The organism is Haloimpatiens lingqiaonensis (assembly GCF_901447495.1).
In the GTDB taxonomy this organism is placed as follows: Bacteria; Bacillota; Clostridia; order Clostridiales; family Clostridiaceae; genus Haloimpatiens; species Haloimpatiens lingqiaonensis.
In genome coordinates, this window is the sequence record NZ_CABDWS010000085.1 from 1 (window position 1) to 12203 (window position 12203).

Genomic DNA, 12203 nt, shown 5'->3' on the forward strand with positions numbered 1-12203 from the left:
AGGAATGTATTTACAAATAAACATAAGTAATTGATAAATTATTTTTAAAAGATATTGATTATAGGAAATTAAATAAGTTATAATTGAATCCATAGCAATGACATCCTTTCATGTTATTTTTGGTTTTTGCAGATTCAATTATAACAGAAAAAAGGGGGTCATTGTTTTTTTATTCAAAAAAATTCTGTAACCCTTGATATATAAAGAAAAAATTAGAAAAGTAGTGTAAAAAAACTTTACACTATCTTATTAAAAATGGAGGTAAAAATATGGCTATTACAAATATTAATACTGCCAGTCTTAGTGGTATAAAAGGAAATATAGTAAGGGTTGAGATACATATATGCAATGGATTACCATGTTTTAACATAGTAGGGCTTCCAGATGTGTCTGTTAGAGAATCTAAAGAAAGAGTAAGAGCTGCTATAGTAAATTGCGGGTATCAGTTTCCTATAGGTAGAATTACTATAAATTTAGCTCCTGCAGATTTGAAAAAGGAAGGAGCCTTATTGGATTTACCAATTGCAATAGGTATTCTTATTGCAACAAATCAAATATGTTGTGAGGAATTAGATAAATATTTATTTATTGGTGAACTATCTTTAGATGGAGAGTTAAAAGGGATTAGGGGAGCTCTACCAATAGTTATGGAAGGAATGGATAATGGTATTAAAAAATTTTTAGTACCCTATGATAATGCAGAAGAATGTAGCTTAATAAGGGGAGTAGATATATTTGCATTTAAGCATTTAAAGGAAGTAGTGAACTATATTCAATATAGAGATTTATTACCATATGAAGCCTGCCAGGAAAAATTTGAGGATTATGACAATGACTTAGATTTTTGTGATGTAAAAGGGCAGGAAAGTGCTAAAAGAGCTATTGAAGTAGCTTCTGCAGGAGGACATAATATAGCATTATTTGGACCTCCTGGCTCAGGTAAAACTATGTTAGCTCAAAGAATATCTTCAATATTACCCCCAATGAAATATGAGGAAGCAATTGAAGTTACAAAAATATACAGTATTTCAGGTAATTTAGATAAAGATGAAAGTATAATTACCAAAAGACCCTTTAGAAGTCCACATCATACTACTTCCAAAATTGCACTAGTTGGAGGGGGGAAAGAACTTATGCCCGGCGAAATATCATTAGCACATCATGGTGTGCTTTTTCTAGATGAGATACTTGAATTTGATAAGAATGTATTAAATGTGCTTAGACAGCCCCTAGAAGATAGAGAAATAGTAATTTCAAGATATAACGGCAGTGTAAAGTATCCTGCTAATTTTATGTTGGTAGCTGCGTTAAACCCATGTCCCTGTGGTTATTATTCATCTGGAGTAAGAGAATGTACCTGTGCAGATTATGTTAGAGAAAGATATTTGAATAAGTTTTCAGGGCCACTACTGGATAGAATTGATGTGTTTTCCTATGTTAATTCCCTATCGTATATAGATATAAAAAGGAGTGAAAAGGTTGAAGATTCTAAAAGCATAAGAGAAAGAATAAAAAAGGCTAGAGAAATTCAAAGTTCTAGATTTAAAGATAATATGATATTTACTAATGCTCAGATGAATGTGAAAGATATAAATAAGTATTGCAATTTAGATAAAAAAGGTAGTGCATTAATAGAAAAGGTATATTCTAAATTTTCTTTAAGTGCAAGAGCGTACAGTAGAATATTAAAAGTTGCTAGAACTATAGCAGATTTAAGAGGAAGTTTTAATATAGGGGAAATAGATTTGGTGGAGGCTATCCAATATAGAAGATTTATAAATGATAAAATAATTTAAAACTAATAAGAAATAAAGTAGTTTTAAATAATAAAATTAATAGAAACTAAAAAATTAAAAAAAATTTAACAAATTAAAGTTTTTATATAAACTTTTAGTAATATTTTAGGAGGGATTCCAATGGATTTATATGATTTATGGTTAAGTTGTGTTAATATATCTAGTAAAATAAAGATAGAATTACTTAAAAAATTTAAAACTTCTAAAGAAGTATGGTATTATTGTATAGAAAATGATATGAATTTAAATAATAATATAAAAGGAAGTTTGAAAGATGCGTGGAATAAAGATAAATTAGAGCATTCTTTAGAAAATATTAATAACCAGAATATAAAAGTTGTAAAATTTAATGATGAAAACTATCCTGTTAATTTAAAAAAGTATTCAGATGCCCCTTTTAGTTTATTTTATAAAGGAGATATAGAGATTTTAAACAAAATTAAAACAGTTTCAGTAGTGGGGGCTAGAAATTGTACCTTTTATGGAATTCAATGTACCAAATACATAGTGGAAGCATTAACTAAAAATAATATAGGTATAATAAGTGGAATGGCAAAGGGTATTGATGCAAATGCACATGCTGCCTGTATTGAAGCTGGAGGATATACTTGTGCAGTTTTAGGCTGCGGAATAGATATAATATATCCTAAAACAAATAAGGAAATTTATTATTCTATAATAGATAAGGGATGTATAGTGTCTGAATTTTTGCCTGGAACGCCACCATATAATTATAATTTCCCAATAAGAAACAGAATAATAAGTGGTTTAGGTAAAATATTAATTGTAGTTGAAGCTGGAGAAAAAAGTGGAACACTTATAACTGCTAATTGTGCTTTGGAACAGGGAAAGGATGTAATTGTGGTTCCAGGGTCTATATTTTCTCCGCAAAGTAAAGGTACTAATAAATTAATAAGCGAAGGAGCGTATCCTTTTGTAGATATTCAGGATGTATTTAACTTATTGAAAGAAAATTATATAGGTGGTTTTATAGAGGAAAAAATTATGGATAAGGGACATAAATCCAATGAAATACATGTTAAATTATCTAAATTAATAGGGGATAGTCCTATTCATATTGACGACATAATAAAAATATGCCATATTGACATAAGTCAATTATATGATGTATTATTTGAAATGCAGTTTAATAATGAAATAATGTGTTTATCTGGAAATTATTACGTTAGAATTCATAATATATAGACACGTGAGCATAATAGTTAGTAAAATTACCTATTGGAGGGGATAAGATGGGACAGAAGTTAGTAATAGTAGAGTCACCAGCTAAAGCTAAGACTATAGGAAAATATTTAGGGAAAACCTATAAAGTAACAGCATCTATGGGACATGTTAGAGATCTTCCAAAAAGTAAATTGGGAGTAGATATAGATAATAATTATGAACCTAAATACATAACCATAAGAGGAAAAGGTGAACTTCTAGATAAATTAAAAAAAGAAGCAAAAAAAAGTGAAAAGATATATTTAGCTACTGACCCTGATAGAGAAGGGGAAGCTATTTCATGGCATTTAGCTAATGCATTAAAATTGGATAGTGAAAAAAAATGCAGAATAGAATTCAATGAAATAACTAAGAATGCCGTAAAAAATGCAATAAAAACACCAAGAAAGATAGACATGGATTTAGTAAATGCTCAACAAGCTAGAAGGATTCTAGATAGATTAGTTGGATATGAAATAAGTCCAATATTGTGGAGAAAAGTTAAATGGGGACTTAGTGCAGGAAGAGTACAATCAGTTGCACTAAAAATTATATGCGATAGAGAAGGTGAAATTAAAAGTTTTGTTCCAGAAGAGTATTGGACAGTGGAATGTGAATTATCAAAAGACAATAAAAAAATAGATGTACAATTGAATGCTTATAAAAATGAAAAAATTCAAATAAGAGATGAAGAGCAGTGTAATAAAATAATTAAAGAATTAAAAAATAAGGATTTTATAATAAATGAAATTAAAAAATCCACAAAAAAGAGAAGACAACCTCTTCCATTTACTACAAGTACATTGCAACAGGAAGCTTATAAAAAACTAAACTTTTCAACCAAAAAAACTATGTCATTAGCGCAACAATTATATGAAGGAATAGATGTAAAGTCACATGGTACTGTGGGTTTAATAACTTATATGAGAACTGATTCCGTAAGAATTTCCGAGGAAGCAAAGGTTGCAGCTAAGGAATATATAAAAAGTAATTATGGTGAAGAGTATGTAGGCGAAAATTCAAAGAAAGTTGACAATAAAGGAAATAAAAACATACAAGATGCTCATGAAGCTATAAGGCCTACTTATGTGGAACTGAATCCAGAAGAAATAAAGGAAAGCTTAAAAAGAGATCAATATAAACTTTATAAATTAATATGGGAAAGATTTTTGGCAAGTCAAATGGCTATTTGTATAATGAATACAGTATCAATAGATATTAAAAATGGTGATTATGGATTAAAAGCTTCAGGTTCTACAATAAAATTTGATGGTTTTACTAGGGTATACAATTCTTCTGATGAAACTTCATTAAAAAAACTGCCAGAATTTAAACTAAATGATAAATTAGAAACAGAAGATATAGAAGGAGTTCAACACTTTACACAACCACCAGCAAGGTTTACTGAAGCAACTCTTGTAAAAATATTAGAGGAAAATGGAATAGGAAGACCAAGTACTTATGCACCAATAATATCTACATTATTAGATAGAAAATATATTGAGAGAGAGAAGAAAGCATTAATTACAACTGAATTAGGAATAATAATTAATGATATTATGTGCAACTATTTTAAACAAATAGTAGACGTGGAATTTACTGCAGATATGGAAAAAAGATTGGATTCCATAGAAGAAGGAAATGATACTTGGGAAAAAGTAGTTGATGAATTTTTTACACCTTTAAAGGATGATATCGATATAGCTGAAAAAGAAATAGCTAAAATTACCATAGAGGATAAAGTTACCGACATAAAATGCGATAAATGCGGGAGGTTTATGGTTATAAAGCACGGAAGATTTGGAGATTTTCTAGCGTGTCCAGGATACCCAGATTGCAAAAATACCAAACCTATAGTTAAAGAATTAGATGTAGAGTGTCCTAAATGTGGTGGAAAAATACTTGTTAGAAAAAGTAAAAAAGGTAGAACCTTTTATGGATGCAGCAATTATCCAGATTGTGATTTTGTAAGTTGGTTTGAACCTGTAAATAAAAAATGCCCTGAATGTGGAAATTATATGACCAAAAGATTCAATAAAACTCAGGGTGAATATTATAAGTGTTCAAATGACGCTTGTGGTCACAAGGAACCTTCAAAGGAAGAATAAAAAAATTAGCATAATTATATAAAAATGTCGAAATTAATAAAAATCATGTTGAAATGCCACTAAGTATATGTTATCATAAATTAGTGAAAATAATAATTCTAAAATTTCAAAAGAAAAAAATAATTCTAAATATTCTTTAAAAAGAATTCAAGTTCCGTATAGGATTAGATAAATTATAAGGAGGTTAATTTAAATGGCAGCGTTATTAGAGAAAACACGTAGAATAAATAGAATAATACAAAAGACAGGTACAGAACCAGTTGCATTTGATGATATATGTAAAATATTAAGTGAAGTTTTAGACTGTAATGTATATGTAATAAGTAGAAAAGGTAAAATATTAGGACATAATTTTTCAAGTGGATTTGAATGTGAAATAGTTAAAGATATGATACTTAAAGATAAGAGATTTCCAGAGGACTATAACAATAAACTGCTTGAATTCAGCGAAACAAAAGCTAATCTAGGAAATAAAGGTATATGTGCTTTTCAAGATGGAAAAGATTGCGACCTTGATAATAAAATTACAACAATAGTTCCTATAGTTGGAAATAGAGAAAGACTTGGAACATTACTTTTAGGTAGATTTGATAAATCATTTACAGATGATGATTTAGTACTTGCAGAGTACAGTGCTACTATAGTTGGTATGGAAATTTTAAGATCAAAACAAGATGAAATAGAAGCAGAAGCAAGGAAAAAGGCAGTAGTTCAGTTAGCCATCGGAACTTTATCTTATTCAGAATTAGAAGCTGTGGAGCATATATTCAATGAATTAGATGGAAGTGAAGGATTACTTGTAGCATCTAAAATAGCAGACAAGGTTGGAATAACACGATCTGTAATAGTAAATGCATTAAGAAAATTTGAAAGTGCAGGAGTTATTGAATCAAGATCTTTAGGAATGAAAGGTACTCATATTAGAATATTAAATGAGAAGCTTTTAGATGAATTAAAGAAAATAAAATAAAAGTAAATAGTAAAAAAATGTGGGCTATGTCCCACATTTTTTTTAGAAAATGTCCGAAACCCTTAATTGTTTATCTTGGAGTATAAAAGGGCATAATTTATTCACCGCTCCATATAGCGAATAAATAAGTTAGAAATATTATATACTATGATTGCCACCTAACGGGGTAATTTTCTAATGTGTAAAATTAGGCTCATAATAATTAAAAAAATTGTATTCAGTATATTTTTTAAAAATATTAAATTTTAATATTGAATACGCTATTTACATATGATATACTACATAAGGAGAAAATACACACATTATCCATTTTGCATGGCGCGGTGCCGTATGGTGCTATGTAATATAAGATAATGGAGGATTAACCAAACAGGAGGTAATTTTAATGTCAGTAATATCAATGAAACAATTATTAGAAGCAGGAGTTCACTTTGGACACCAAACAAGAAGATGGAACCCTAAAATGGCTCCATACATATTCACAGAAAGAAATGGAATATACATCATCGATCTACAAAAGACTGTAAAAAAAGTAGACGAAGCTTATGAAGTAATTAGAAGTATTTCAGAAGAAGGAAAAGATGTATTATTTGTAGGTACAAAAAAACAAGCTCAAGAAGCTATAGCAGAAGAAGCAGTAAGATGTGGAATGCACTTCGTAAACAATAGATGGTTAGGCGGAATGCTTACTAACTTCCAAACAATAAAAACAAGAATTGGTAGATTAGAAGAGTTGGGAAAAATGGAAGAAGAAGGAGTTTTCGATGTTCTTCCAAAGAAAGAAGTTACTAATCTTAAGCATGAGCAAGAGAAACTAGAGAAAAACCTTGGCGGAATAAAGGAAATGAATATTTCTAATATAGGAGCATTATTTGTTGTTGATCCAAGAAAAGAAAAAAATGCTGTATTAGAAGCAAAAATATTAGGAATACCTGTTATAGGCATAGTTGATACAAACTGTGATCCAGAAGAAGTTGATTATGTAATACCTGGTAATGACGATGCAATAAGAGCCGTTAGATTAATAGTTGCTAAAATGGCTGATGCAGTTATCGAAGGAAGACAAGGCGAGCAATTAGCTGAATAAAATAGAAGATACAACTTCAAAATAAAGGTAGATGAATGAAGAATTCATTTACCTTTTGAATTAAATATGAACGGGAGGAATAAAGATGATATCAGCAAAACAAGTTAAAGAACTTAGAGAAACTACTGGAGCTGGAATGATGGATTGTAAGAAGGCTCTAACTGAAACAAACGGAGATATGGAAAAGGCAATAGAGTTATTAAGAGAAAAAGGATTAGCTGCTGCTGCTAAAAAAGCAGGAAGAATAGCTGCAGAAGGATTAGTTAAGACTTACATATCAGAAGATGCTAAAGTTGCATCAATGGTTGAAGTTAACTGTGAAACAGACTTTGTTGCTGCAAACGAAGAATTTGTTAATTTCGTTGATGCTGTTGCAAAGCAAGTTGCAAATTCAAATTTAAACACTGTTGAAGAATTATTAGAAGAAAAATTTGTTGATGATGAAACTGTAACAGTTAGAGAAAGACTTACTGCTTTAATAGCTAAAATAGGCGAAAACATGTCTATAAGAAGATTTGTTAAAATGAATATTGAAAATGGTGCTATTGAAGGCTACATACATGGTGGCGGGAAAATAGGAGTTCTTGTAGAATTAGCATGTGAAAAATCTTCTCCAGTTTTAGCTGGATTAGGAAAAGATATAGCTATGCAAATAGCTGCTGTAAATCCATTATTCTTAGATAGAACTGGCGTAGATACTGAAACATTAGAAAAAGAAAAAGAAATATACAAAGTTCAAGCTATGAATGAAGGAAAACCAGAAAATATAGCTGAAAAAATGGTAAACGGAAGAATAAATAAATATTATAAAGAAAACTGTTTAGTAGAGCAAGTATGGGTTAAAAACTCTGATTATACAATAGAAAAATTATTAGCTGAAAAATCTAAAGAAGTAGGAGCAACAATATCTATAAACAAATTTGCTAGATTTGAAAAAGGCGAAGGAATTGAAAAGAAAGAAGAAGACTTTGCAGAAGAAGTTAAAAAACAAATGCAGGGATAATGCTAGCTAAAGAACAGAAGAGAACACTGCGTGTTCTCTTTTTTTAAAACAATAAATAGATAGTTATACATTTTTTTGAAAATTGGAGGTATAATGTATATGAAGGCTGCAAAATATAAAAGAATAATGTTAAAACTTTCAGGTGAGGCTTTAGCGGGAGAAAAAGGTTACGGAATTGATTTTGATATAGCCAATAAAATTTCAAAGGATATAAAAGAATTAGTTGATTCAGGCATACAAGTAGGTGCTGTAGTAGGTGGCGGCAATATATGGAGAGGAAGAAATGGTCAAGGAATGGACAGAACTACTGCAGATTATATGGGTATGTTGGCTACTTGTATAAATGCATTGGCACTTCAAGATTGTTTGGAAAACATGGGTGTAAACACAAGAGTTCAAACTGCTATAGAAATGAGAGAGGTTGCGGAACCTTTTATAAGAAGAAGAGCTATGAGACATTTAGAAAAAGGAAGAGTGGTAATTTTTGCAGCTGGCACAGGGAATCCATATTTTTCAACAGATACAACTGCAGCTTTAAGAGCAGCAGAGATTGAAGCTGAAGCTATATTATTAGCAAAAAAAGTAGATGGTGTTTATGATAAAGATCCTCATAAATATGAAGATGCTAAAAAATATGATGAACTAAAATATATAGATGTATTGGATAAGGGTCTTCAAGTTATGGATTCAACTGCAACATCTTTATGTATGGACAACAATATACCTATAATAGTATTTGGATTAGATTGTCCAGAAAACATAAAAAAGGTTGTTTTAGGAGAAAAAATAGGTACAATAATATCAAAATAGTAAGGAGGATTTTTATGGGTAATGAGTTAATTAAAAATTTAGATGAAAAAATGAATAAGACAGTTGAGGCACTTAAAAGGGATTTGGCTACTTTAAAAGCAGGAAGAGCTAATCCTTCAATGCTAGATAGAATAAGTGTAGAGTATTATGGTACACCAACACCATTAAATCAAATGGCAAATATATCTGCTCCAGAACCAAGGGTTTTATTAATTCAACCATGGGATAAAAATACAATGAAAGATATTGAGAAGGCTATTCTTATGTCAGATTTAGGAATAAATCCTTCAAATGATGGAATTGTTATTAGATTAATGGTTCCTGAATTAACAGAAGAAACTAGAAAGGCATTAGTTAAAACTGTTAAGAAAATGGGCGAAGATAGCAAAATAATTATAAGAAATTTAAGAAGAGATAGTAATGACAAAGTTAAGAAAATGAAAAAAGATATACCAGAAGATGAAGCTAAGACTTTGGAAGAAAAGATTCAAAAGGAAACTGACAAATTTATAAAAGAAATAGATAATATAATTGATAAAAAAGAAAAGGACTTAATGTCTTTATAGTAATTAAACCTGCATTAGTGCAGGTTTAATTATATAGAAGGGGGTACCTCATGAAATTCCTTTTTTTTAAAAATAGAAAAAAATTAAGAGAAGAAAATGAAAAAAACATTCTAGATAAATTAGATTTAAATAATATTCCCAAACATATAGCTATAATAATGGATGGCAATGGAAGATGGGCAAAAGAAAAGAATTTACCTAGAACAATGGGGCATAAAGCCGGAGTAGAAACCATAAGAGATATAGTAAAAGCATGTAATAGCTTAGGAATCAAATATTTAACCTTGTATGCCTTTTCTACGGAAAATTGGAAGAGGCCTAAGGATGAGGTTAATGCACTTATGAAACTATTGGTGGAGTATCTTAAAAATGAATTTGAAGAATTAAATTCTAACAATGTAGTTATAAATAGTATAGGTAATATTTCTAAATTGCCAAGAATATGCGAAGAAGAGTTGATAAAAGCTTATGAAAAAACAAAAAATAACACAGGACTTGTTTTAAATTTAGCCCTAAACTATGGTGGACGAGATGAAATAATAATGGCTTTTAAGAATATGTATAGCGATTTAAATGAAGGAAAAATTAAGGAAGAAGATATTAAAGATGAAACACTTTCAAATTACTTATATACTTCTGGAATGCCAGATCCAGATATTATTATAAGACCAAGTGGAGAGCAGCGCATAAGCAATTTTCTATTATGGCAATGTGCATATTCTGAATTTTGGTATTCAAATATAAAATGGCCTGATTTTACTAGAGAAAATTTATACGAAGCTATTTATGACTATCAGCATAGAAACAGGCGTTTTGGAGGAATAAAATAAGGAGGGGAATATGAAAAATAAACGTTATTTAGGAGCATTAATCTTAGCACCATTACTTATATTTCTTTTTATTGGGGGAAATTTACTTAAGTTTTTATTATTAGCATTATCACTTATGGGTATGTATGAATTTTTTAATGCTTCAAAACAAAAAAATATAAATGCTTTAAGTGTATTTGCATATGCATTTTGCATTTTATATTATTTGTTTTTAAATAAATTTGAATCTAGCAATATATTTTTAATAAGTATTTCAATCTTTACTTTCATATGTTTATGTATACCTGTTTTAAGTGAAAAACACAATTTTATTGATGTGGGTATTACGATATTAGCATTTATTTATGTAGCGGTATTTTTTAGTTTTATAAGTCTAATTGAACAAAAGCCACATGGAAATTATCTTATTTGGTTAGTATTTTTATCCTCTTGGTTATGCGATACAACTGCATATTATGTAGGAAAAAACTTTGGAAAGAGAAAATTAAATCCAAGGGTAAGTCCTAACAAAAGTATCGAAGGTTCTTTAGGAGGATTATTAGGAAGTACATTAGCTTGTGGAGTGTACGGCTTTTTTTTACATAACTTAGGAATAAATATAGAAATATATCATTTCATATTTATAGGATTACTGTGCGGGGTATTTTGTCAATTTGGTGATTTGGTAGCTTCATCTATTAAAAGATTGGTAGGTCTCAAAGATTACAGTAACTTAATACCTGGCCATGGAGGAATTTTAGATAGATTTGATAGTATACTATTTGCATCAGTAATTGTCTATTCTTATATAAGCATAATTATTGCTATATAGTAAAAAGCGCTGAGTTATAGAACTTGGCGTTTTTTTTGTATCTAGTATTCTGCCACTTGTTACTATCAGTTTTTTCCCTTCTTTTTAATTGGAGCTGAAGTTTTTATATTCAATATCTAATATAGAGTAATTTTACCATTGATAATTGAAAGTTGCACAAAGTTAGTTTACATAATTAAAATTATGTTTTTACAATTAAAAGTAAACCAAGCAAATCAAAAATTTAAAAATACAAAATCAAAATAATAAGATGAAAATAAATTAATATATATTTATATAAAGAATATATTATTATATAACACTTATATGGAGAAAATATATTGGAGAGATATAAAAAACTAATTAAATGTATTTTGCTATTATTTCTTTTTGTTTTATTGACATTACTAATAAAAAAATATTTTAAGCCATTTTTTACAATAGTAATTATTTTTTATTTTTCAAATCCTCTATATAAATTTTTTTGCAAACACAGAATATTTAATAATAAGATAAATGCTTTCATGAGTATACTATTTATTAATATATTATTTTTTTTAGTTATTTTATCAGTTGGAAATTTTATATTTAATAATGTTGATGTGTTTAAACTTGAGTATATTTTATCTAACAAAAGATTTAATATACCCCCAATTGTAAATATAAAAGACATAGAACTGTTTTTAAATAATATAAAAAATATAATATGGAATATATGCAACAATCCATTTATAAAAAAAGGTGCTTTTTATACCTTTGAGGGTATTTTAGCTTATTTCATTGGAAATGTGATAGTATATTTTATATTAACGGATAAAAATCTTTTAGAAAAATATATTAAAGAACTGATTACTGAAAAAAATTATATGAATATAAAAAATAAGATATATACTCTTAATAGTATTTTACAAATAGAGATATGTTTAGTTATAATTACTACTATAGAAACTATATTGGGATTTTTTATTTTAAGAATAGAACACCCTATAGCCTTGGGATTAGTATGTGGTATATTAGAT

Annotated in this window: 10 protein-coding genes and 1 pseudogene; all 11 read left to right on the forward strand. The window is 28.7% G+C overall.

Annotated features, from left to right (window positions below; genetic code table 11):
- The first annotated feature begins 269 nt into the window (after window positions 1–269).
- Complete coding sequence (locus tag FGK85_RS13045; RefSeq protein WP_138207316.1) at window positions 270–1796, forward strand: YifB family Mg chelatase-like AAA ATPase; 1527 nt, start codon at window positions 270–272, stop codon at window positions 1794–1796.
- 120 nt (window positions 1797–1916) lie between these two features.
- Complete coding sequence (gene dprA / locus FGK85_RS13050; RefSeq protein WP_138207318.1) at window positions 1917–3002, forward strand: DNA-processing protein DprA; 1086 nt, start codon at window positions 1917–1919, stop codon at window positions 3000–3002.
- A gap of 47 nt (window positions 3003–3049) precedes the next feature.
- Window positions 3050–5128, forward strand: coding sequence for a type I DNA topoisomerase (gene topA / locus FGK85_RS13055; protein WP_138207320.1), 2079 nt, complete (start codon window positions 3050–3052; stop codon window positions 5126–5128).
- Between the two features lie 193 nt (window positions 5129–5321).
- Window positions 5322–6098 carry a GTP-sensing pleiotropic transcriptional regulator CodY gene (gene codY / locus FGK85_RS13060; protein WP_138207322.1) on the forward strand — a complete coding sequence of 259 codons (777 nt, stop codon included), beginning with the start codon at window positions 5322–5324 and terminating at the stop codon, window positions 6096–6098.
- A 385-nt stretch (window positions 6099–6483) separates the two neighbouring features.
- On the forward strand, window positions 6484–7185 hold the full coding sequence (gene rpsB / locus FGK85_RS13065; protein WP_138207324.1) for a 30S ribosomal protein S2: 702 nt from the start codon (window positions 6484–6486) through the stop codon (window positions 7183–7185).
- An 85-nt stretch (window positions 7186–7270) separates the two neighbouring features.
- Window positions 7271–8188 (forward strand): translation elongation factor Ts, encoded by a 918-nt coding sequence (tsf, locus tag FGK85_RS13070; RefSeq protein ID WP_138207326.1) that lies wholly within the window; start codon window positions 7271–7273, stop codon window positions 8186–8188.
- A 99-nt stretch (window positions 8189–8287) separates the two neighbouring features.
- Window positions 8288–8998, forward strand: a complete 711-nt coding sequence (gene pyrH / locus FGK85_RS13075) for a UMP kinase (protein ID WP_138207328.1) — start codon at window positions 8288–8290, stop codon at window positions 8996–8998.
- A gap of 14 nt (window positions 8999–9012) precedes the next feature.
- Window positions 9013–9564, forward strand: coding sequence for a ribosome recycling factor (gene frr, locus FGK85_RS13080; RefSeq protein ID WP_138207330.1), 552 nt, complete (start codon window positions 9013–9015; stop codon window positions 9562–9564).
- Window positions 9565–9614: 50 nt separating this feature from the next.
- Window positions 9615–10394: an isoprenyl transferase gene (locus FGK85_RS13085; RefSeq protein ID WP_138207332.1), complete on the forward strand. Its 780-nt coding sequence runs from the start codon at window positions 9615–9617 to the stop codon at window positions 10392–10394.
- Between the two features lie 10 nt (window positions 10395–10404).
- On the forward strand, window positions 10405–11205 hold the full coding sequence (locus FGK85_RS13090) for a phosphatidate cytidylyltransferase (RefSeq protein ID WP_138207334.1): 801 nt from the start codon (window positions 10405–10407) through the stop codon (window positions 11203–11205).
- A gap of 503 nt (window positions 11206–11708) precedes the next feature.
- Window positions 11709–12203 (forward strand): annotated as a pseudogene (locus FGK85_RS13095) (AI-2E family transporter); the annotation flags it as partial.

What these genes read in the sequence shown, in the direction of transcription:
- topA (WP_138207320.1), top strand. Translation starts at nt 3,050, where the DNA reads ATGGGACAGAAGTTAGTAATAGTAGAGTCACCAGCTAAAGCTAAGACT.
- codY (WP_138207322.1), top strand. Translation starts at nt 5,322, where the DNA reads ATGGCAGCGTTATTAGAGAAAACACGTAGAATAAATAGAATAATACAA.
- frr (WP_138207330.1), top strand. Translation starts at nt 9,013, where the DNA reads ATGGGTAATGAGTTAATTAAAAATTTAGATGAAAAAATGAATAAGACA.
- rpsB (WP_138207324.1), top strand. Translation starts at nt 6,484, where the DNA reads ATGTCAGTAATATCAATGAAACAATTATTAGAAGCAGGAGTTCACTTT.
- tsf (WP_138207326.1), top strand. Translation starts at nt 7,271, where the DNA reads ATGATATCAGCAAAACAAGTTAAAGAACTTAGAGAAACTACTGGAGCT.
- FGK85_RS13045 (WP_138207316.1), top strand. Translation starts at nt 270, where the DNA reads ATGGCTATTACAAATATTAATACTGCCAGTCTTAGTGGTATAAAAGGA.
- dprA (WP_138207318.1), top strand. Translation starts at nt 1,917, where the DNA reads ATGGATTTATATGATTTATGGTTAAGTTGTGTTAATATATCTAGTAAA.
- FGK85_RS13090 (WP_138207334.1), top strand. Translation starts at nt 10,405, where the DNA reads ATGAAAAATAAACGTTATTTAGGAGCATTAATCTTAGCACCATTACTT.
- pyrH (WP_138207328.1), top strand. Translation starts at nt 8,288, where the DNA reads ATGAAGGCTGCAAAATATAAAAGAATAATGTTAAAACTTTCAGGTGAG.
- FGK85_RS13085 (WP_138207332.1), top strand. Translation starts at nt 9,615, where the DNA reads ATGAAATTCCTTTTTTTTAAAAATAGAAAAAAATTAAGAGAAGAAAAT.